This is a genomic window from Bradyrhizobium sp. USDA 4452 (assembly GCF_054063575.1).
This window is the reverse complement of sequence record NZ_JBSSGK010000001.1, coordinates 3,185,474-3,205,628: the sequence shown is the minus strand read 5'-3', so window position 1 is coordinate 3,205,628 and position 20,155 is coordinate 3,185,474. Positions and strand designations below refer to the sequence as shown.

The window sequence follows — 20,155 nt, the reverse complement described above, 5'->3', positions numbered from 1 at the left end:
CGGTTCGGTCTCGCCTTTCCCACAACGGACCCGCTTCGACGATGAGGACGTGACGTCAGGAGCCAGCGCTCGCGTGATCGTTCGACGAGATCAGATATCCGGCACCGGCCTCGCCTCGGCTTGAATCCATCGCAAAACAGGAACGGAGGACGAAAGCTCGCTTTGTTGCAAACGACATCAACAACGATGGGTTCCATGCCCGATCGCGATATCATCGTCATCGGCGGCTCCGCCGGGGCAATTGCACCCTTGAGGCAAATCCTCGGGCGATTGCCGCCTGCCCTGCCGGCCGCAATCTGCATTGTGCTGCACATGCCGGCCAATGGGATCGGCATTCTCTCGACGGTCGCGGGCGCGGCCGGCAGGCTGCAGGTCCGGTAAGCGGAAAGCGGCATGGTGATCGAGAACAGCCAGGTCTATCTGGCGGGGCCGGACCGTCATCTGCTGGTCCTGGACGGCCATCTGATGCTCGATCGTGGCCCGTGCGAGAACCTAGTGCGGCCGGCGATCGACCCGTTGTTTCGCTCGGCCGAGCGGCACTATGGACCTCGGGTGATCGGCGTGGTGCTGAGCGGGCGGTTATCCGATGGGGCCGCGGGCCTGCAAGCGATCAAGCGTTGCGGCGGGATCACGCTGGTGCAGGATCCCGCGGACGCTATTTCCAGCGAAATGCCGCGCCGGGCGCTGCAAGCAACCACGGTCGATCTCTGCGCTCCAGGCGCCCGGCTTGGCGACGCCTTGCTCGATCTGGTCCGGGAGCGGTCGATCGCGATTCCATAGGGCGCGCACGCGCTTGCCGTCGCATAGCGTGAAGATCCGGATATGATCGGGCAAGTCATGCTACAATGAATTGATCCGACGCGACCGGCGCAGAAGGAACCGTGATGGCTGGCGCTGAACATGCGAACTGGGCCGAGCAGTTGCGGTCGGAACGGGCGCTTCTGGTCAAGGCGGAGGTCGATATCGAGGAGGGCTGGAAGCGCCTTCGCAGCTAGCAGGATTTGGTGCTTTGGCTGCGGCGGGCCGGCCACGACACCAACGAGGCCGAGCGTCTGGCCAGCCTGCTCAAGCAGACCTTGATCGAGTGGGAACGACATCGGACCCTGATTGCGCAGCGGGTCGCATATCTCGAAGGACAGGTCACATCTTCCTAAAGGCGCGATGGGACGAGTTTGGGCCGGAGCGCAAGGAGGCCTGCGAACTCCCGGAAGGCAGTCTCCTGGCTTGGCTGTTGGCGCCATGACTTCTCCGTTCCTGGAGGGCGACCGCGCGTCGGGTCGAGTTTTTCAGGAAATTGGATAATGCCTACGTATCCCATTGGGATGGAACTGAACTCTGCTATCAACATGGCTAGGGCGAGGCGCCTACAGGTCAACGAGAGTCGTTGCGATCATGGATGATGTTGGTCAACCGCAGAGCGGAGACGAAGAGCGCCAGTCAAAGGTGCCGCTGATCGTCGGCGTCGGTGCGTCCGCCGGGGCCGTGGAAAGCATCGGGCGGTTCTTCTCGAAGCTGAGGCTCAGTCCTGACCAGGCAATCGTGCTTGTGCTGCAGTACCGGGCTGCCATCGAGGACACCCAGCTGCACCAAGCATTGCAGCGATCAGAAGGCGCGAAACTGTGCGAGATCAACGATGGCCAGATCGTGGAGGGCGGCGCGATCCACCTTTGTCCGCCCGATATGATCACCACGATTCATGGCGGCCGTTTCACGGTCCGGCGCGCCGAGCAGCAGCGCGGTGAACGGGCGGCCATCGACAGTTTCCTGGTGTCGCTGGCGGAAGACCGCGCCGAGCAATCGATCGGCGTCGTGCTGGCCGGCACGGGAGGCGACGGGACGCTCGGGGTCGCGACCTTGAAGGATCATGGCGGTCTGGCGATCGCCTAGCGCAGCGCCGACGGGCAGTCCGCGCCGTACGACGATAGCAACTCGGCCGCAGCCATTGCGGATTTCGTGCTGCCGCCCGAGGATATTCCGGAACATATCGACGTCTACGCCCGCCACCTGCGGCGGCTCGAGAAGAAGCAGGGGTTCGACGAGGTGCTGGCGGCGGCCGCCAGCTCGCTTGCACGCATTGCGGATATCCTTCGCAACAAGACCGGCAACGATTTCCACGGTTACAAGCAGAACACCGTCCTGCGTCGCGTCCAGCGTCGCTTGCAGGTGGTGCAGATCGACAATATTTCCTCTTATGTCGATTTCCTGAGGAATGACAAGGACGAGGCGCAGCATCTCTTCAACGACCTTCTGATCGGCGTGACGGAGTTTTTCCGCGACAAGAAGGAGTTCGATATCCTGGAAACCCAGGTCATCCCGAAGATCTTCGAGGGAAAGGGCGCTGGCCAGCAGGTGCGCATCTGGGTGCTCGGTTGCGCCACCGGTGAGGAGGCGTACTCGATCGGCATCCTTCTGCGCGAACATATGGCCAGCCTGGATGCGGCGCCGCAGGTGCAGATCTTCGCGACCGATATCGACGGCCGAGCGCTCGCCACCGCGCGCGTCGGGCGTTATCGCACCAGCATTGAAAGCGACATGATTCCGGAACGATTGGCGCGCTGGTTCGTGCGCGAGGGCGACACGTATTGCGTCGTCAAGGAGCTGCGCGAGATGTGCATCTTCTCGCAACACAACGTCACAAAGGATGCGCCGTTCTCCAAGCTCGACCTGATCTCGTGCCGCAATCTCCTGATCTATCTCAATGCCGAGCTGCAGAACCGCGTGATCCCGCTGTTTCACTTTGCGCTGCTCCCGGATCGTTTCCTGTTCCTGGGCAATTCCGAGAACGTCACCCGGCACCTGAAGCTGTTTGCGCCGGTCGATCGGCGCGCGCGTATCTTCAGAAGGCTAGAGACCGGAACGCGGCTGCCACCGGAATTTCCGATCACGACGGCGGCCGGACGGGCGGCGATCGACGCTCCGCCCCCGCGCTCCATCGGCACGGATGTCGGTCTCGAGCGCCGCGCCCAGCGCATCGCCGAGCGCTATGCGCCGGCCTACGTGATCACCGACGGGCATTTTCACATCCTGCATTTCTCCGGCCGGACCGGCCGGTACATCGATCCGACGGCAGGCGCAGCGACGCTCGACCTGTTGCATCTCGTGCACCGCGATCTCAGGCTGGAGCTGCGCACCGCGCTGAGCCGCGCAGCGGAAACCAATGAAGCGGCGCAAGCTGAACAGGTGCAGCTCGGCGTCAACGGGCATCGCGTCCTGGTCGACATCACGGTCGAGCCTGTCCAGGACGGCCTCGCCGGCCAGCGCAATTTCGTCGTCCTGTTCAAGGATGGCCCGGTCCGGTCCGACGAGCGCGCGGAGAGCAACCCCAACGCCCTGGTCAGGACTGAGCATGTCGAGCGGCTGGAGAGCGAGCTGCGCGCCACCCGCGAACGGCTGCAGGCCACGATCGAGGAGCTTGAAAGCACCAACGAGGAGCTGAAGTCCTCCAACGAGGAATATCAGTCGCTCAACGAAGAGCTGCAATCCGCCAACGAGGAGCTAGAGACCTCGCGCGAGGAATTGCAGTCGGTCAACGAAGAGCTGACGACCGTCAACGGCGAGCTGGCGCACCGCGTACAGGAGCTCACTCGCGCCACCAGCGACCTGAAGAACTTCCTCGAGAGCACGCAGATCGCAACGGTGTTCCTGGACAACGAGCTGAAGGTGATGAACTTCACTCCGGCGATCACCCAATTGCTGCATCTGGTCGAGACCGATGTCGGCCGGCCCATCGCGCACATCAAAGCGCGTATTCCGATCGAGGAACTCTACGACGATGTCCGGCGCGTGCTGCGGACGCTGGCGAGCGTCGAACGCGAGCTGACCGCGCCCGACACCGGCACGCGCTACATCGTGCGCATCCTGCCCTACCGCAGCATCGACAATTTCATCGCCGGCGTCGTGATCACCTTTATCGACGTCACGGCGATCACGTAAACTGAGGAAACGGCTCCTCGCCGGGCTGCACCTCCGGACGGCAACAGGCCCGGCGCGATCGGCCTTACTTCGTCAGCTCGCCCAGAATGCGCTCGACGTCCTGTTCGTGCAGCGCTTGCGTGATCCGCAATGTGTCGAGCACCTTGCGGGCCTCGGTGGTATCGTGCCCGTCCCGGTCAAGTTCCGCGATCAGGTTCTCCTGCCGGGCAACATGCTGCCTGCCCTGGGCGGCGTGCCGCTCTGCGAGGGCGAGGTGTTGCTCGAGGATCACGCGGTCCATCTCGAACTACTTTTCAGTTGAATCCCGATACGATTCACCAAGCGGAGACCGGCAGCTCAAAGCGAGCTTTCATTTGCCTTGCGGCGCATCTGGTGACAGCAGCCTTCGACAAACTGCGTGAGCGCGTCGAAATTGACGAGCAGCCTTTCGGCCTGCATCCGATCGGTCGAGCCCGGAGCAAACGCATTCATCAGCCGCCGTTGACGGTCCGCGCGTTGCCGGCATGCAGCGGCCCTGCTTTCGGCAAATTCGAGCTGCTCTCTTTGGTGGCCCAACTTGTCTTCCTCGGCGAGCAGCAGCTTGGTGATCATCGTCCTGGTGTCGCCCGGAACATCCGGATCCTTCAGCAGGCCCAGATAATGATCGATGTTCGCCTGCGCGATATACTTGTCCATGTAGGCGCCTCCCACGAGTCGCAGTTCAGATTGGCGAGCTCTGGCCGGATGCGGACGACGACTTCCCGGATCATCAATCGAATTGTGTGACGAATGGACACGCAAGGTGCGCTCGATCTCAGCCAGAAGCTGACGAAGCTCGTCGGTCGAAAACGCCTGGAGAGCCTTGCGGACCCGTTTCCCAAGGTTTTCGGGAAACGGTTGCCGTCGTCTGCCATGTGTTCGCCGATCGACTGTGCCGGGGACTAGGTTCCACGCTAACATAGGGCCGGTGAGGTGGCAAAATTCGGATGGTGCCGGCCCGTACAAATACGGGGGCAATCTCGGTGGTCGAATTCCGCCTCGGCAACACCAATCTTCTGGCACGATTTGTACAGTTGAACGCGCGAGCGACGTCCTGACGCGCCCGCTTCGGACCAATAGCCGATGCCGTGGCGCAGCCGGGCGGTTATCGCCCGATGTCCGATCCGCCCAAGGCCCCGCGCGAAGCCGGTTGACCGTACGCGCTCATTGGCCGCCCGGCTCGATCCGCATCGCTGCGCGCTTGATGATGGGCGGAAGAGGATGGCTCAAGATTGCGCGGGATAGCCGCAACCGCTCCGCCGTCCGTGCGAGCATGTTGCGGGTGAACTGATTGGTCAGTTGCAGGTGCGCCTGCCGTTCGCGAAGCCACTCCCGGGCAACCTCGATCGGTCTCTGGTCGGTGCGAGCTGCAGAAGCGGACTGGCGATCCTCCGATACGGTCGTTTCAGGGACTGCCCTGGCTGTGGGGCTACGCTGCAGTCCCTTCAGTCCGATTGCACGCAGGCGTTCGCGCCGGGTCGTCGCGAGCGGCTGGCGGCAAGCGCTCACAAAGCCTTGATCCGCTATCCAGCTATCGTTCTCGGGTTTCGAGAGGTTGTCAGTCTCCGGCGACAGCTCAGCCCACGGCGGATGCTTGGAAAGCAAAGCGAGGCGGGCCTTGATCGCGGTCTCGGTTCGCCCGAACGCGTCAGCCAGCAGCCGGGGATGCATTCCAGAGGCACACGACCTCAGCAGCTCTCTGTCATCGTCCGCGGACCATCGGGCAAATCTCTTGCTCTTCGAAATCGGCTTTCTCCAGACACGCCGTCAGCGCCAGCCAAGAGCGACAAGGCATTAGAGCTGAGCCGAAGCGTCGAGGTCAAGTGCGGGGTGGCCTTCCGGAAGACGCGGCCGACGCTGTCCTCAAGACGATCATCAGAGTGCCTGGTTGGCTTGATCTTGATGCACCCGCCACGAGAGGCAGAAGGCTTGAATGGGCCCTGACGCGCAGAGCCCGTTGCCTATTTGGCGGACGCGCTGCCTTCGACACGTCGAAGCAGCTTTCGCAACAATATTTGCTCGTCGGCAAAGCTCGCCACGCAGCCGTGACTCTTTGCGAAATTTCGCAATCGAGCTACCGCCACATCGTTATCGCCGAACAGCCGCCTGTAATCGTGCCGCGTCAGGTGGTGGACGGCACCATCGTGAAGACGGCGCAGCTCTTGCTCCAGTTCAGGTAGCGTGAAATTCGTTCGCATCTCGCAACCCTTTCGGATTTCGAGCATGGATATCAGGTGGTTGGTATTGCCTATTGATCCGGATCAACAGCCCGGGCCCAAAGGCATCCGTGGACCATGATCGGCAATGATCCGATGGGCACGCGTGTTCTGCTCGGGAAGATGTCGCGATGCGATGCTCCGGCGCTCGGTCGAGCCCGCGACGGGGTGTTACCATCCTTTCGCTGTTGGGATGAAGATCGTCCCCTGATGCTGCCCCGCGGCGCCTCACGCCTCATTGCGCTATGGCGGACGATCGGACGGAAGCCGACAGCACCACGCCTCATTGGCAAGGAGCCGGCGCTGTCGGTCGGCGATGACAGGCCATCCGGAGCGTACCACGCTGAGGACCGCAGCATCGGCGGAAGGACCTTCGTCGCAAGCAAAATAGGCGCGAAGCCGTCCCTCACAGCGGAAGCCGAGGCCGGCGTAAAGCTCGAGCGTACGCCGCAAGCGCCAATCCAGATGCACCTCGGCCCGCTCGACGGCGAGCACCTCGAACGCGTACCGCGTCATGAGATGCGCGACGTGGCTGATGAGCACGACCTCGTCCAATCGTCCGCTGCTCCAGATCGGCGCTAGCGTCGCCCGCTTCTCCTGCGGCTCGTGCGCCGCGACAGCAGTGAGGCCAATGATGTCGCCCGATCCAGCGTCCTCGATCGCGAACGCGGCCGTGACGTTCGCGCAGCTCAGCGTGGCTGCCAGGCGCGCGGCCACCGCCTGGCTGGAGCCGCCGCGATCGAGCTGCCGAAGCATGCCGGCGTCGCCGAGTGGCTCGACCCGCGAGATCCCGGAGCAGTCGATCCTGGTCAGCAGGATGCGGTCGGTGGCCAAGGCGGCATGGCTGTCTGCGAATTGCATGCCCTATTGACGCATCGAACCAGCATGCCGTCAAATGACCGGATTGGCAGTTCATATGCGGATTGGTCATGTCCCTGAATCCAAGACACGTCGACCTGTTTCGCGAGGTCGTGCGTCACAACGGAATCACCAAGGCGGCGCTGAGCCTGCGGATCGGGCAACCCTTCGTCAGTCGCGCCATCGCGCGGCTGGAGCGCGAGATCGGCTTCGCGCTGTTCGAACGCGGGCGCGGCGGCGTCACGTTGACGCCGGAAGGCGAGATCTTCCTGCACGAGGTGGAGCGCAACCAGGCCGGGCTGAAATATCTGGCGCGTGCGGCGCGCGGCATTCGCGCGCGGGGCAGCGGGACGCTGAGGATCGCCTGCCTTCCGGCATTCACCTATTCGTTGATGCCGCTGATCGTCAGCAGCTTCTCCAGGAAAAACCCCGGCATCATGCTGTCGGTCGCCGTGCACAGCCCTGAACGGGTCTGGAGCCTGGTTGCTGCGGGCCAGTGCGACGTCGGGTTGGCGCGGCCCCAGTCGGGTTTTGCAGCGGTCGACGACGAATTGCTGATGACGACCGACGCCATCTGCGTGCTGCCGCGTCAGCACCGGCTGCGATCCAAGCGATTGATCATGCCAAAAGACCTGCACGGCGAGGCGATGATTGCGCCGGCCCCGGGCGCGCCGCATCGAACGCGCCTCGAACGCGCCTTCGAGGACGCCGGGGCCGGGGTCAGGACGGTGGCGGAGATTCAGTACAGCATGCAGCGCTGCGCGCTGGTTGCGCAGGGGCTGGGCTTCTCGATCGTCGATCCCGTCGTGGCGCGGGATTTTGCCAGCACGCGGATCGTGCTCAAGCCGTTCGCGCCGCGGCTGGAACTCACCACCGTGCTGCTGTTTCCGTCGCAGCGGCCGCGCAGCCGCCTTGCGCTCGAATTCTGCGACCTGGTTCGTGCCGAGACCGCAGAATTCAGGAAGCCCGCCCGCGTGCCGGTTTGACGAGCCTCACACCTCGAGCCATTCCTCGCGGACGGCGGCGTTCGCCTTGAGCTGATCGGGCGTGCCTTCGAACACCACGCGGCCGTGGCCCATGATGTAGACGCGGTTCGAGATCTTCATCGCGATCGACAGCTTCTGCTCGACCAAGAGGATAGCGACGCCGGCTTTCGCGATTCGCGCGATCAGCTCGCCGACCTGTTGCACGATCAGCGGCGCGAGGCCTTCGGTCGGCTCGTCGATCATCATCAATTCGGGATCGCCGAGCAGGGTGCGGCAGGTGGTCAGCATCTGCTTCTCGCCGCCCGACAGCACGCCGGCCGGCGTGTCGGCGCGGCGGGCGAGGTTGGGGAACATGTCGAGCATCTCCTGCAGCCGCCACTTGCCGGGGCGGCGCGGGTCCTTGATGCCGAGGATCAGGTTCTGGCGCACCGTCAGGCTCGGGAAGATGTCGCGATGCTCCGGCACATAGCCGAGCCCGAGCCGGGCGATCTTGTGGCTCGGCAGGCCTGCGATGTCCTGGCCCTTGAAGCGGATGGTGCCGTGCGGCGGCACCTCGCCCATGATCGCCTTGACGGTCGTGGAGCGGCCGACGCCGTTGCGCCCGAGCAGGCTGACCACCTCGCCGGCGGCGATGTCGAGATCGACGCCCTGCAGGATGTGGCTCTTGCCGTAATAGGCGTGGAGATTCCTGACCTCGAGCATCAGTCGACCTCCTCGCCGAGATAGGCTTCCTTGACCTTCGGATTGCCGCGGATTTCCTCAGGCGTGCCTGAGGCGATGATGTGGCCGTAGACCAGCACCGAGATGCGGTCGGCGAGGCCGAACACCACGCTCATGTCGTGCTCGACGATCACGAGCGTGCGTCCCTCGGTGAGGCGGCGGATCAGCGCGACGGCGCGCTCGGTCTCGGCGTGGCTCATGCCCGCGGTCGGCTCGTCCAGCATGATGACGCTGGCGCCGCCGGCGATCGTGATGCCGATCTCGAGTTCGCGCTGCTCGGCATAGGTGAGCAGGCCCGCCGGCACGTCGCGGCGATGGCTGAGATGGATGTCGTCGAGTATCTCAGCGGTGCGCTGCTTCACCTCGGGCAGGGTGTCGACGTTCTTCCAGAACGCGTAGCGGTGGCCGGTCGCCCACAGCACCGCGCAGCGGACGTTCTCCCACACCGTCATGCGGGCGAACACGTTGGTGACCTGGAACGAGCGCGACAGGCCGCGCCGGTTGACCTCGAACGGTCTGAGCCCCGAGGTGACTTCGCCGTTGAGGCGGATCTCGCCCGAGGTCGGCTTGATGTGGCCGGAGATCAGGTTGAACGTCGTCGACTTGCCGGCGCCGTTCGGGCCGATGATGGCGTGACGCTCGCCCTTGGCGACGCTCAGATTGAGGTCGCGGATGATCTGGACGTTGCCGAAGCTCTTCTCGACGGCGTTGACTTGGATGGCGGCGGTCATGCCAGATACCCCCGATCACGGGCCACCGTCGCGGCGCGATCCCAGGCTTCGGCGACGCGCCGCCAGGTGATGCGCGCGACTAGGAAGCCGCCGACGAGCAGAACCGCAGCAGTTACCCAGGTCGTCGGCGCCGTCGCGGCGAACGGGATGCCGAGCAGATTGATGGCGTCGCCGCCGGAGAAGCGCGCGACGGTCTCGATGGTCAGGATGATGCCGAGCGCCAGCGCCAGTGTCGGGATCGCCGCGACCAGATAGGACGGGATCACGGTGCCCAGCGTGCCGGCGCGGATCAGCGGACGGTGCTTCATCAGGATGCCGGCGATACCACCGGGTGCGAACATCACGATGCAGATGAAGATGATGCCGAAGTAGAGCTGCCAGACCGAAGTGACGCTGGTCAGCCCGAGTTGCAGATAGGTCACCAGGATGGCGCCGAGGATCGGACCGAAGAAATAGGCGGTGCCGCCGATGAACGCGGAGAACAGCACGAGGCCCGATTGCGTTGCGCCAAGATAGGCCGAGTTGGCGATCTCGAAATTGATCGCGGTCAGCCCACCGGCGATGCCGGCGAAGAAGCCGGCGAACATGTAGGCGAGATAGCGCACCACATGCGGATCGTAGCCGATGAACTCGACGCGCTCCGGATTGTCGCGCACCGCGTTGCAGATGCGCCCGAGTGGCGTGCGGGTCAGCGCGTACATGGCGATCGCCGAGATCATCACCCAGAATGCGATCAGGTAATAGACCTGGATCTGCGGCCCGAAGGTCCAGCCGAACAGCGGCATCAGCGAGGTGCGGTCGGTGGTGACGCCGGACTCGCCGCCGAACACGCTGCGCAGGATCAGCGACGACGAGGCGACCAATTCGCCGATGCCGAGCGAGATCATCGCAAACACCGTGCCGGCGCGCTTGGTCATGACCCAGCCGACCACCAGAGCGAAGGCCATGCCGCCGATGCCGCCAACCAGCGGGATCACCGGCAGCGGGATCGGCCAGTTGTGGCTCGCGACCGCATTCATGACATGCACGGCGAGGAAGCCGCCGAGGCCGTACTGCACCGCGTGTCCGAACGACAAGAGGCCGGTCTGGCCGAGCAGGATGTTGTAGGACAGCGCGAAGATGATCGCGATGCCGATCAGGCTGAACGACGTCAGCGAGCCGCCGGAGGAGAACACCAGCGGCAGTACGACCAGCACAGCCGCTGCGAGCAGCCAGATGCCATAGAAGCTCAGGGCGCCAGTGGACTCTTCTTTAGCCGCGGCGGAGGTGGGGATAGCGGCGTTGCTCATGACTCGCGCGTCCCCAACAGGCCCATGGGGCGGAAGATCAGGACCAGCACCAGCAGCAGATAGGGCAGGATCGGTGCGATCTGCGCGATCGTGACGTTCCAGATGTCGGTCAGCGGCGAGGGGCCGAGGCTCGGATCGAGCGGGCCGAACACGCTGGCGAGCGAACCATTGAGCGCGACCGCAAAGGTCTGGATCAGGCCGATCAGGAGCGAGGCGATGAAGGCGCCGGGCAGCGAGCCGAGGCCGCCGAACACGATGACGACGAACAGGATCGGGCCGAGCAGCGCGGCCATGTCGGACTGCGTCACCAGCGAGGGACCGGCGATGACGCCGGCGAGGCCCGCCAGCGCGCTGCCGACGCCGAACACCAGCATGAAGACGCGGCCGACATTGTGGCCGAGATGGCCGACCATGCTCGGATGGGTCAGCGCGGCCTGCACGATCAGGCCGACCCGCGTCCGCTTCAGCGTGACCAGCAGCGCGATGAAGATCACGACCGAGACCACCAGCATGAAGATCTTGTAGGCGGGGTAGTTGGTCGAGAACACGGTGAAGGCCGGAAAGTCGAGCGCTGCCGGAACCCGATAGTCGACCGGGCTCTTGCCCCAGATCATCGAGACGATTTCCTCGATGGCGAAGGCGAGGCCGAAGGTCAGCAGCAGCTCGGCGACATGGCCGTGCTTGTGGGTGTTGCGCAGGCCGTAGCGCTCGACGCCCATGCCGACCACGCCGACCAGGAGCGGTGCGATCACCAGCGCCGGCCAGAAGCCGATCCAGCGGGTGAGCTGAAAGCCGAAGAACGCGCCCAGCATGTAGAAGCTCGCATGCGCGAAGTTGAGCACGCCCATCATGCTGAAGATGACGGTGAGCCCGCTGGACAGCAGGAACAACAGCATGCCGAACAGGACGCCGTTGAGCGTCGAGATAACGATGAGCTCAGCCACGGCGCACCCGCTTGAGACTGGAACGGTTCACGTGATCAATAACCTGTCGATGAAATGAGCCCCGACACCACGACGCTGCCGGCAGGCGAACGCCTCCGCAACCCTGTGGTCGCGGAGGTGCCTTGCGGCGGCCGATCAGGGCCGCTTCATGTTGCAGGTGGTCGGAAGCATCGTCTTATCGGTGTCGATCTTGGAGACGATGTGCCAGCCCCAGCCGGTGTTCTCTTCGTCGAATGGCTCCTTGGCCTTGTCGGTCAGTGAGCCGAACGAGGAGATGTAAATCGGCTGGAAGAACTGGTGGTCGTCCTTGCGCATGAAGCCTTCGCCGCCGTCGAACACGTCGAACTTCATGCCCTCGAGGGCGGCCGCGACTTTCACCGGATCGATCGAATTGGCTTTCTCGGCGGCGGCCTTGAACATCCGCATCTCGTTGACCGCGCGCGGATACCACACGGAAATGCCGGTCTTGGCGCGGAAGTCCTTCTCGAAATCCATCGCCGCCTTGTTGCCGGAGTTCGGGACGCCTTCGCTGATCTGGAACACCTGGTTCTCGAGGCCGGTCTGCTTGATCGCGGTCGGCCCGCCGGCACCGCCGGCGTAATAGGTGTACCAGTTGACCTTGAGGCCGGCGTCGGCCGCGGCCTTCAGCAGCAGCGCGAAGTCCTGGCCCCAATTGCCGGTCACGACAGTGTCGGCGCCCGAGGCCTTGATCTTGGCGATGTAGGGCGAGAAGTCGGTGACCTTGAGCATCGGGTGCAGTTCGTCGCCGACCAGCTGGATGTCCGGCCGCTTTTCGCCCAGCATCTTGCGCGCCGTTGATCGCACCGACTGGCCGAACGAGTAGTCCATGTTGATCAGGTAGACCTTCTTGATGGACGCCTGGCCTTTCATGTAGTTGGTCAGCGCTTCCATCTTGATGTCCGAGTTCGCGTCCCAGCGGAAGTGCCAGTAGCTGCACTTCTCGTTGGTCATGCTCGGATCGACCGCGGCGTAGTTGAAGTACAGCACTTCCTTGCCGGGGTTGCGCGAATTGTTCTTGGTGACGAAATCCTCCAGCGCCGCACCGACCGACGAGCCGTTGCCCTGGGTGATGTAGTGGATGCCGGCGTCGACCGCCTTCTGCGCCTGCACCAGGCTTTCCTGCGGATTGGTCTTGTTGTCGAGCGGGACGATCTCGACCTTGTGGCCGAGGATGCCGCCCTTGGCGTTCAATTCGTCGGCGAGATACTGAAACGTCTTCAGGCCTCCTTCGCCAACGCTGGCGCCGCCGCCGGAGAGCGGATCGATATAGCCGATCTTGAGGGTTTCCTGCGCGGACGCCGCGCCTCCCAACACCGTCAGCGCTGCCGCGGCGGCAACGATCAGCCTATGCATCCTGCGTTCCTCCCTTGCTTGTGTTTCTTGATCTTGAGCGATCGAGGCCGTCTCATAACCCCAATTGCCGCGCCTTCGCAACTTTCGCTTTGAATACTGCGTAAAGTTTTAGCGGGGCGGTACCATGATGTTATAGGCTATTTGGCGTCGAGAGGCGGCCAAAATTTGAACTGGCAGTAAACTTTTGGATGAGACTCATCCTTGTTCGCGGTTCCGAACCAGCGTCCTTTCGTCTCTAAACCTCCCCTTGAAAAGGGGAGGTCGCTTCGCTCGTCAGAGCGAAGCGGGTGGGGTTCTTCTCTCCGCATACAGCGTCGGCTGCGGCCGACCCCCATCCCGGCCTTCCCCCTTTCAGGGGGAAGGAGAAAACCGGGATTGCTACCGATGCCGACACGGCTTGAGACCCGCGAGAAACAACCGCGCGAAATGATCTGCGATCTGGGTTGGTGACCAGTCTCGCCTGGTCTTGAACCAGATCGGATACCAATGGCCCATTCCGGTCAGGATGCGCTCTGCGAAATAGGTATCGATGCGGCGGAAGCGGCTCTCGTCGATCCAGCGCTGATAGCTGTCCTGATCCCGCCGGATCGTCGCCAGCACATCTGCGACATAGGCTTTCCGGTCGGCCTCGTTGAGATAGTTGATGTTGTGGTAGGTGGCCTTCGGGCCGCACGGCGTGTCGTGCAGCATCAACAGCAGGCGGATCCGCTGCACGATATGATCGAAGGCGCCGAGGCTGTGCTCTTGCAGGTGCTCGCGAATGCTGACCTCGCCGGCGAGCCCGCGTCGCAGGCACGCCAGCAGCAGGCTCTCCTTCTCACTGAAGTGATAGTAGATGCCGGCGCGGGTCATGCCGGCATCCGCGGCGATGCTCTCGAGCGACGTGCCCGACGCGCCTCTGCGGTTGAAACTGTCGGAGGCAATCGACAGCATCCGATCGAACTTCGCGGCCCGCTTGTTAAACGCCGCGCGAGCCTCGAGGAAAGGCGCGATGCTGAGCGGCTCGGGCATCTCGGGCACTGCGATCCCGCGCCGGTAGACGCCATGCGTGATGATGTCGTCGATGGCATCGATCGCCTGCTGGCGCGTGTAGTAGTCGCGTTCGGACAGCCAGAACGGCACCCAGTCCAAAATCGAGATCAGCGCCACCGCCGTGAGCAGCGGTTCGTCGCAGGCGATCGAGCCGTCGGCCACGCCCCGCTGCAGAATGTCCGCAAGCCGCGCGGCGTTCTGCCAGCGCCCGGCATGAACCTCGCTGCTGTAGGGCGCAGCCAGCGCGTCGATATCGGTGAACAGGATCATGCGTTGGCCCTCGGGCCGCAGCCGGCCGCGCACGAAGCGCCTGACGATCTCGAGCCCGTCGATCCCGGGTTCGGCGGCCGCCTCGATCTCGTGCCGGTAGATCGCAAGTCCCCGCAGATAGCAGTGGAAGATCAGATCTTCCTTGTCGCGGAAATAGTGGTACAGCGCGCCCGGCACGGCCTGCACCGACGCCGCGACCTGCTCCATCGTCACATTCGCATAGGAGTGGCGGGCAAACAGCCGGGAAGCCGAGACGAGGATTTCTTCAGCCCGATCCGTCGGGTCGGCGGCGACTTGCAAGCTCGGATGCCCTTCCTGATCGCGGAACGAAGCCCGCACGCGAGATAATCCCCTTGGCAGCGGCTTGTCGATCTGCAATAGACGTTGGTATACCATACACCAGCGGCTTTTGGAGAGAGCATGGCGCGCAACATTCTGATCCTTGGGGCTTCCTACGGCTCCCTGCTGGGGACCAAGCTTCTGATGGCGGGGCACAACGTGTCCCTGGTGTGCCGCAGGAACACCGCCGACCTGATCAACCGCGAGGGCACGGAGGTCCGCATCAAGCTCCGTGACGAGAAAGAGCATCGCTCGATCTTCTCGCGCGACCTGCCGGGCAAGCTCGACGCCGTCACACCCGCCGATGTCGACGTGTCGCGCTACGACATGGTCGGCCTTGCGATGCAGGAGCCGCAATACACCAACCACACCGTTCGCGTGCTGATGATCAAGATCGCGGCGGCGAAGCTGCCCTGCCTGTCGATCATGAACATGCCGCCCTTGCCGTACCTGAAGCGGATCCCCGCGCTCGCCGGCATGGACCTCGAGGAGGCCTACACCAACGCCCAGGTCTGGGAGCGTTTCGAGCCGGGCCTCGTCACGCTGTGCTCGCCGGATCCGCAGGCGTTCCGTCCGCCGGAAGAGAAGGCCAACGTGCTGCATGTCGGCCTGCCGACCAACTTCAAGGCCTCCGTCTTCGCCGACGACAAGCACAACAAGGTGCTTCGCGAGCTCGAAGCCGATATCGACGCGGTGACGCTCGACGGCCAGGACGTTCCGGTCAAGCTGAAGGTGTTCGATTCGCTGTTCGTGCCGCTGGCGAAATGGTCGATGCTGCTGACCGGCAATTATCGCTGCATCACGCCGACCGAACCGCAATCGATCCGCGACGCCGTGCACAGCGACCTGACGCGCTCGCAGGCGATCTATGACCATGTCGATGGCATTGCGCGCAAGCTCGGCGCCGATCCTGCCGATCAGGTGCCGTTCGCGAAATACGCCAAGGCGGCGGAAAGCCTGCTCAAGCCGTCATCGGCGGCCCGCGCGGTCGCCGCCGGCGCACCGTTCATCGAGCGCGTCGATCTCCTGGTGAAGCTGATCTCGCACCAGCTCGGCACGCCGAGCGCTGAGATCGACCGCACCGTCGAGACCGTCGACCAGAAGCTGAACGAGAAAATCGTGCAGGGCGGCTCCGGCGCCGAGTAACCGAATGGCGTGTTGGCGGGGGCGGGACGCGCCCTCGCCATGCATCGGCGATCGGCAAGGCATGCAATCGCGGCTACCGAACGCATGGCTCGGCCCGGCCGGTTGAGCTAGGCTCGCGCAGTTGCGATTGGGAGCCACCGACATGCCGATCAAATCGCTTCCTCTCCTTGCAATTTATAGCGACCTCGACCGCGCGCGCGACATTCTGCGCGCCTGGCAGCCGCTCGACCATCTTTCCCCTGACGATGCCGAGATCGTCGTGAAGGCGATTGCCGAAGGCATCGCGCGCGGGCGCCGGCACGGCCTCGAGATCGGGCAGTGCGGTCTGGCGGCTTAGGTGTCTGCGCTTGTCGTTGCGAGTCGGTGAGGTGAGCACACTGGTCAGGCTCCCTCTCCCCTTGTGGGAGAGGATGGGGAGGGGTGGCCCCGGACGAGATCATTGATAGGGTCACTAACCGCGCAATTGCGTATGCATGTTGCTGTAGTCAATTCGCAGAGTGTGTGCCGTGTGGCACTCCTCTCCCTAACCCTCTCCCACAAGGGGAGAGGGAACCCTGCCGCCGGTGGCTCCCTTACACGCCGCTAGCTCTGCTGCTTCACGGCCAGAATCGTCACCGCGCGCGTCTGGTGGCTCGGCGTCTGGAAATCGATCGTCTGGCCGACCGAAAGCCCGATCAGCGCGGCGCCGACCGGCGTCAGCACCGAGATGCGCCGCAGCGCGATGTCGGCTTCGTGCGGGTACACCAGCACGACTTCCCTGACGTCGCCGGTCTCGTCGTCCCGGTAGCGCACGCGCGCGCCCATGCGGACCACGTCCGGGAGTTCGGAATCGTCGGCGACGACCCGGGCGCGGTCGGTCTCACGGGCGAGGAACTGGGCCACGCGGGGAAACACCGCCATGCTGGAATCGGCCAGCGCGCTGAGGCGCTGCGCCTCGCTCGCGGTGATCACGATCGGCGGCAATGCGGCAGCGGTGAAGTCGTTCTGAATGGTTCGGGTCATATCGATGATCTCAGCGGTTGATCGCAGGCGCGGCGCCGCCGGCGCGCGGATGTCTCGCGCGACGCGACAGGCCGAATGATTTGATGGGTTATGAATTGACGACGACGAGAATCCGGACGGCGCGCGATCGCCGGCCGGCTAAGTGCCTGCGTGCAGACGTCCGGCGCGCAAACCGAGGCGCGCAATACGGGTGTCGATGCTCAAGGTGTCGATCATGGCACGATCAACATAGCCGCTGATGACGTCGCATCCATTGCGGCGAAAGCGCGCATGCGCCATCGCCAACAGCCTGTCGTCAGGGCTGGCCGATGCCGGTGAGGCCGAGCACTGCGCCGGCGGCGAGCGCGAGCAGCGGATGGATCCGGGTCGTGGTGGTCGCGATCGCGACGCCGGCCGCGATCAGCACCGTACCCCAGCCCGAGACCGATGCATGGGTGATGACGATGGCGCTGGCGGCGACGAGGCCGGCGGTGACCGGCACCAGCCCGGCCTGCACCGTGCGGCGCCACGGCCGGTCCTTGAAGCGTTCCCAGAGCCGCAGCGCGAAGCCGGTGACGAGCGACGACGGCCCGAACTTGGCGAGCGAGGTCACCAGCACACCCGAGAAGCCGGCGACGTGCCAGCCGACCAACGGCACCACCATCATGTTCGGCCCGGGCGCGGCCTGCGCCAGCGCGAACAGCGCGGTGAACTCCTGGGCCGTCATCCAGTGATTGACGTCGACCACCTGACGCTGCATCTCCGGCAGGATGGTGTTGCCGCCGCCGAAGGCGAGCAGCGAGAGCTCGGCGAAGATCAGTGCGAGCGTGACGAGGGTTGCGGTCATGACGCCTGCCTCGATCGGAGGAAAATGCTGAGCGGCGCGAGCGTCAACAAGGTCGGCAGCAGCGGCAATCTGAACACCGCGATCGCCAGCACGCAGAGCGCGCCGATGAACAGGCCGAGCACATCGCGCCGCAACGGCCAGGCGATCTTGATCGCGGTGGAGATCAGGAGCCCGGCTGCCGCAGCGGCGAGGCCGCCGAACAGATGACGCACCACCGGATCGTCGGCGAAGCGGCCATAGATCACGCCGAGGCCGATCACGACCGCGGTCGGCACCGCGATCAGGCCGAGGATCGAAGCGAATGCGCCGGGAATGCCACGAAACTTCAGCCCGACTGCCACCGACATGTTGATGATGTTGCCGCCGGGCAGGAACTGGCAGAGCCCGAGCAGGTCGGTGAACTCGGCACCGGTCAGCCAGCGGCGCTTCTCCACCATCATGTGACGCGCCAGCGGCAACACGCCGCCGAAACCGGTCAGCCCGAGAATGAAGAAGCCCGTGAACAACTCGCCGACGTCAGGTGCGTCATGCTTGGCGGTCCGTGCGGCGGGTATGGCGTCCATCGGCGGGGCGGCTCCGGTTCGTTGTTGACCCGACTTTAGTTGGCCGCGTGCCAAATATCCAATATATGGATAAGGGAATTCGCATATCTATCACATATGGATCGCCGATGATCGAGCTGCGCCATCTCCGCTATGCCGTCGCGGTCGCCGAGGAGGGCCATATCACCCGTGCCGCCGCGCGGCTCGGCATCCAGCAGCCGCCGCTGAGCCAGCAGATCCGCGCGCTGGAAGCCGCGATCGGCGCGCCGCTGTTCCGCCGGCAGCCGCGCGGGGTCGAGCTGACCGCCGCCGGGCGCGCTTTCGTCGCCAAGGCGCGCACGATCCTGCGCGACACCGAGCTCGCGGTGGAAGCCGCACGCCGCGCGAGCCGCGGCCAGGAAGGCCAGCTTGCGATCGGCTTCACCTCGTCGGCCGCCTTCCATCCCTTCGTCACCGGCGTGATGCGCGAAATGCGCGAGCGCGCGCCGGCGATCACGCTGTCGCTGGAAGAAGCCTCGACCGGCGAGCTGATCGAAGCGGTCGCGGCCGACCGCCTCGATGCCGCTTTCGTGCGTTCGCCGAGCGAGCGGCTGGAGGACCTCACGATCATGCACCTGCTCGACGAGGAGATGCTGGTGGCGCTGCCGGATCATCATCCACGCGCCCGCAAGGACCCGCGCCGGCGGATCTCATTGACGTCGCTCGCCGACGAGTCGCTGATCCTGTACCGCCGCCCGACCGGACCGGGCCTCTATGACAGCATCATCGCGGCCTGCCGCGCAGCGGGCTTCAGCCCGAAGGTGGCGCAGGAGGCGACGCGGATGGTGTCGACGCTGAGCCTCGTCGCGGCCGGGCTCGGCATTTCGATCGTGCCGGAATCGATGGCGCGGCTGGAGACCGCAGGCGTCGCCTATCTCCGCCTCGACCGCGCCACCGGCCTCGTCGCCCCGCTCGCACTGGTGCGCAAGAAGGGCCCCGCCGGCGGCACGCTCGGCCGCCTGCTCGCCATCGTGACACGGCGGGTGAAGGACCGCGTCGGCGTCTAAGCGGCACTTGCAACCGTCATTGCGAGGAGCGACAGCGACGAAGCAATCCATCTATCCGTTGCGCGGAAACATGGATTGCTTCGCTTCGCTCGCAATGACAGTGGAATATCAGCGTGCCCGGCACTGCCACCGGGATGGCGCGGAATGTGGGGAGTTTGGCGAACGCGTGCGCCGGGGCGCGACTAGATAGCCTGCATCGAACTCGCTCGCCCGCATATCGATCGCAACGGCTCAGTTGCGTCCGGCGGCCTCGGGTTCAATCACCACAGTGAAAGGCAGTTTCAATGGCACGTTTTCCTGTCCATACGCTCGACTCCGCACCGGAAGCCTCAAAACCCGCGTTGCGTGACGTCGAGGCGCGGTTCGGCATGATCCCGAACCTTGCGGCGACGATGGCGACGTCGCCGGTGCTGATCCAGAGCTTCATCGGCATCTTCGACAAGGTGCATGGCGGCAGCTTCACCGAGCAGCAGATCCAGACGGTGCTGCTCACCGATGCGGTGACCAATGGCTGCACCTGGGCGGTCGCACTGCATTCCGCGCTCGGCCTGCAGGCCGGCCTCGATCCAGCCGACGTCGATGCGATGCGTGCCGGCCGCTCGCCTGCCGACAAGACCCTCGGCGCGCTCTCGACTCTGGCGCGGTCGCTGATCGAAAAGCGCGGGCGGCTCGACGACGAGGAGATTGAACGCTTCCTGGCGGCCGGGTTCTACAAGGACCTCGTGCTTGAAGTGATCACCATCGTGGCGGCATCGACCATCACGAACTACACCGGCAGCGTGACCAATCCGCCGCTGGAAGCGGGATTGCAGGCGCATGCCTGGAAGGGCTGACCCGGTTCTCTCCCGGGCGTCAATCATTGCACGTCGACCCTGCGGCCGGC

21 protein-coding genes and 2 pseudogenes are annotated in these 20,155 nt (G+C 64.4%); 8 read left to right on the top strand and 15 right to left on the bottom strand.

What is annotated here, in order from left to right; genetic code table 11:
• Window positions 1–195 precede the first annotated feature (195 nt).
• The 3 genes and pseudogenes from ACVISU_RS15435 to ACVISU_RS15425 form a co-directional block, all read left to right on the top strand.
• A pseudogene (locus ACVISU_RS15435) lies at window positions 196–759 on the top strand (chemotaxis protein CheB); the annotation flags it as partial.
• Between the two features lie 245 nt (window positions 760–1,004).
• Complete coding sequence (locus ACVISU_RS15430) at window positions 1,005–1,154, top strand: hypothetical protein (RefSeq protein ID WP_456707490.1); 150 nt, start codon at window positions 1,005–1,007, stop codon at window positions 1,152–1,154.
• A gap of 238 nt (window positions 1,155–1,392) precedes the next feature.
• A pseudogene (locus ACVISU_RS15425) lies at window positions 1,393–3,930 on the top strand (CheR family methyltransferase); the annotation flags it as partial.
• 67 nt (window positions 3,931–3,997) lie between these two features.
• Here ACVISU_RS15425 and ACVISU_RS15420 read toward each other — a convergent pair.
• The 5 genes from ACVISU_RS15420 to ACVISU_RS15400 form a co-directional block, all read right to left on the bottom strand.
• Window positions 3,998–4,213: a hypothetical protein gene (locus ACVISU_RS15420; RefSeq protein ID WP_456707489.1), complete on the bottom strand. Its 216-nt coding sequence runs from the start codon at window positions 4,211–4,213 to the stop codon at window positions 3,998–4,000.
• 56 nt (window positions 4,214–4,269) lie between these two features.
• Entirely contained in the window at window positions 4,270–4,608 is a 339-nt protein-coding gene (locus ACVISU_RS15415; RefSeq protein ID WP_456707488.1) for a hypothetical protein, read from the bottom strand.
• Window positions 4,609–5,115: 507 nt separating this feature from the next.
• Complete coding sequence (locus ACVISU_RS15410; protein ID WP_050405831.1) at window positions 5,116–5,622, bottom strand: hypothetical protein; 507 nt, start codon at window positions 5,620–5,622, stop codon at window positions 5,116–5,118.
• A gap of 290 nt (window positions 5,623–5,912) precedes the next feature.
• The gene (locus ACVISU_RS15405; protein ID WP_157113309.1) at window positions 5,913–6,149 is read right to left on the bottom strand and encodes a hypothetical protein; all 237 of its coding nucleotides are present in this window, start codon (window positions 6,147–6,149) and stop codon (window positions 5,913–5,915) included.
• Window positions 6,150–6,410: 261 nt separating this feature from the next.
• Complete coding sequence (locus ACVISU_RS15400) at window positions 6,411–7,028, bottom strand: GNAT family N-acetyltransferase (RefSeq protein WP_456707487.1); 618 nt, start codon at window positions 7,026–7,028, stop codon at window positions 6,411–6,413.
• A gap of 68 nt (window positions 7,029–7,096) precedes the next feature.
• Between ACVISU_RS15400 and ACVISU_RS15395 the strand changes: the two genes are divergently transcribed.
• Window positions 7,097–8,011 carry a LysR family transcriptional regulator gene (locus ACVISU_RS15395; protein ID WP_456707486.1) on the top strand — a complete coding sequence of 305 codons (915 nt, stop codon included), beginning with the start codon at window positions 7,097–7,099 and terminating at the stop codon, window positions 8,009–8,011.
• A 6-nt stretch (window positions 8,012–8,017) separates the two neighbouring features.
• On the opposite strand, the gene ACVISU_RS15390 is transcribed toward ACVISU_RS15395, so the two are convergent.
• The 6 genes from ACVISU_RS15390 to ACVISU_RS15365 all read right to left on the bottom strand — a co-directional run bounded on the left by ACVISU_RS15390 (window position 8,018) and on the right by ACVISU_RS15365 (window position 14,710).
• Entirely contained in the window at window positions 8,018–8,713 is a 696-nt protein-coding gene (locus ACVISU_RS15390; protein WP_050405835.1) for an ABC transporter ATP-binding protein, read from the bottom strand.
• Window positions 8,713–9,462, bottom strand: coding sequence for an ABC transporter ATP-binding protein (locus tag ACVISU_RS15385; protein ID WP_456707485.1), 750 nt, complete (start codon window positions 9,460–9,462; stop codon window positions 8,713–8,715). The genes ACVISU_RS15390 and ACVISU_RS15385 overlap by 1 nt, the downstream gene beginning before the upstream one ends.
• On the bottom strand, window positions 9,459–10,751 hold the full coding sequence (locus tag ACVISU_RS15380) for a branched-chain amino acid ABC transporter permease (protein ID WP_456707484.1): 1,293 nt from the start codon (window positions 10,749–10,751) through the stop codon (window positions 9,459–9,461). Before ACVISU_RS15380 ends, ACVISU_RS15385 begins: the two co-directional genes overlap by 4 nt.
• Window positions 10,748–11,695 carry a branched-chain amino acid ABC transporter permease gene (locus ACVISU_RS15375; RefSeq protein WP_021078464.1) on the bottom strand — a complete coding sequence of 316 codons (948 nt, stop codon included), beginning with the start codon at window positions 11,693–11,695 and terminating at the stop codon, window positions 10,748–10,750. The genes ACVISU_RS15380 and ACVISU_RS15375 overlap by 4 nt, the downstream gene beginning before the upstream one ends.
• A gap of 135 nt (window positions 11,696–11,830) precedes the next feature.
• Window positions 11,831–13,069 (bottom strand): branched-chain amino acid ABC transporter substrate-binding protein, encoded by a 1,239-nt coding sequence (locus ACVISU_RS15370; protein WP_050405838.1) that lies wholly within the window; start codon window positions 13,067–13,069, stop codon window positions 11,831–11,833.
• 378 nt (window positions 13,070–13,447) lie between these two features.
• Entirely contained in the window at window positions 13,448–14,710 is a 1,263-nt protein-coding gene (locus ACVISU_RS15365) for a TetR/AcrR family transcriptional regulator (RefSeq protein WP_456707483.1), read from the bottom strand.
• Window positions 14,711–14,791: 81 nt separating this feature from the next.
• Between ACVISU_RS15365 and ACVISU_RS15360 the strand changes: the two genes are divergently transcribed.
• On the top strand, window positions 14,792–15,856 hold the full coding sequence (locus ACVISU_RS15360) for a ketopantoate reductase family protein (protein ID WP_456707482.1): 1,065 nt from the start codon (window positions 14,792–14,794) through the stop codon (window positions 15,854–15,856).
• A 142-nt stretch (window positions 15,857–15,998) separates the two neighbouring features.
• Window positions 15,999–16,193, top strand: coding sequence for a hypothetical protein (locus ACVISU_RS15355; RefSeq protein WP_456707481.1), 195 nt, complete (start codon window positions 15,999–16,001; stop codon window positions 16,191–16,193).
• A 245-nt stretch (window positions 16,194–16,438) separates the two neighbouring features.
• Here ACVISU_RS15355 and rnk read toward each other — a convergent pair whose 3' ends face one another.
• From rnk to ACVISU_RS15335, 4 genes are all read right to left on the bottom strand, one after another.
• Entirely contained in the window at window positions 16,439–16,858 is a 420-nt protein-coding gene (gene rnk / locus ACVISU_RS15350) for a nucleoside diphosphate kinase regulator (RefSeq protein ID WP_063695288.1), read from the bottom strand.
• A 138-nt stretch (window positions 16,859–16,996) separates the two neighbouring features.
• Window positions 16,997–17,143 (bottom strand): hypothetical protein, encoded by a 147-nt coding sequence (locus ACVISU_RS15345; RefSeq protein WP_157113310.1) that lies wholly within the window; start codon window positions 17,141–17,143, stop codon window positions 16,997–16,999.
• Between the two features lie 10 nt (window positions 17,144–17,153).
• Entirely contained in the window at window positions 17,154–17,684 is a 531-nt protein-coding gene (locus tag ACVISU_RS15340; protein WP_050405842.1) for a chromate transporter, read from the bottom strand.
• Window positions 17,681–18,247: a chromate transporter gene (locus tag ACVISU_RS15335; protein ID WP_050405843.1), complete on the bottom strand. Its 567-nt coding sequence runs from the start codon at window positions 18,245–18,247 to the stop codon at window positions 17,681–17,683. The genes ACVISU_RS15340 and ACVISU_RS15335 overlap by 4 nt, the downstream gene beginning before the upstream one ends.
• 107 nt (window positions 18,248–18,354) lie before the next feature.
• Here ACVISU_RS15335 and ACVISU_RS15330 point away from each other — a divergent pair, with 107 nt between their 5' ends.
• Both ACVISU_RS15330 and ACVISU_RS15325 read left to right on the top strand, forming a co-directional pair.
• Window positions 18,355–19,272 (top strand): LysR family transcriptional regulator, encoded by a 918-nt coding sequence (locus tag ACVISU_RS15330; RefSeq protein WP_456707480.1) that lies wholly within the window; start codon window positions 18,355–18,357, stop codon window positions 19,270–19,272.
• 284 nt (window positions 19,273–19,556) lie between these two features.
• Window positions 19,557–20,105: a carboxymuconolactone decarboxylase family protein gene (locus ACVISU_RS15325; protein WP_050405845.1), complete on the top strand. Its 549-nt coding sequence runs from the start codon at window positions 19,557–19,559 to the stop codon at window positions 20,103–20,105.
• The last annotated feature ends 50 nt before the right edge of the window (window positions 20,106–20,155 follow it).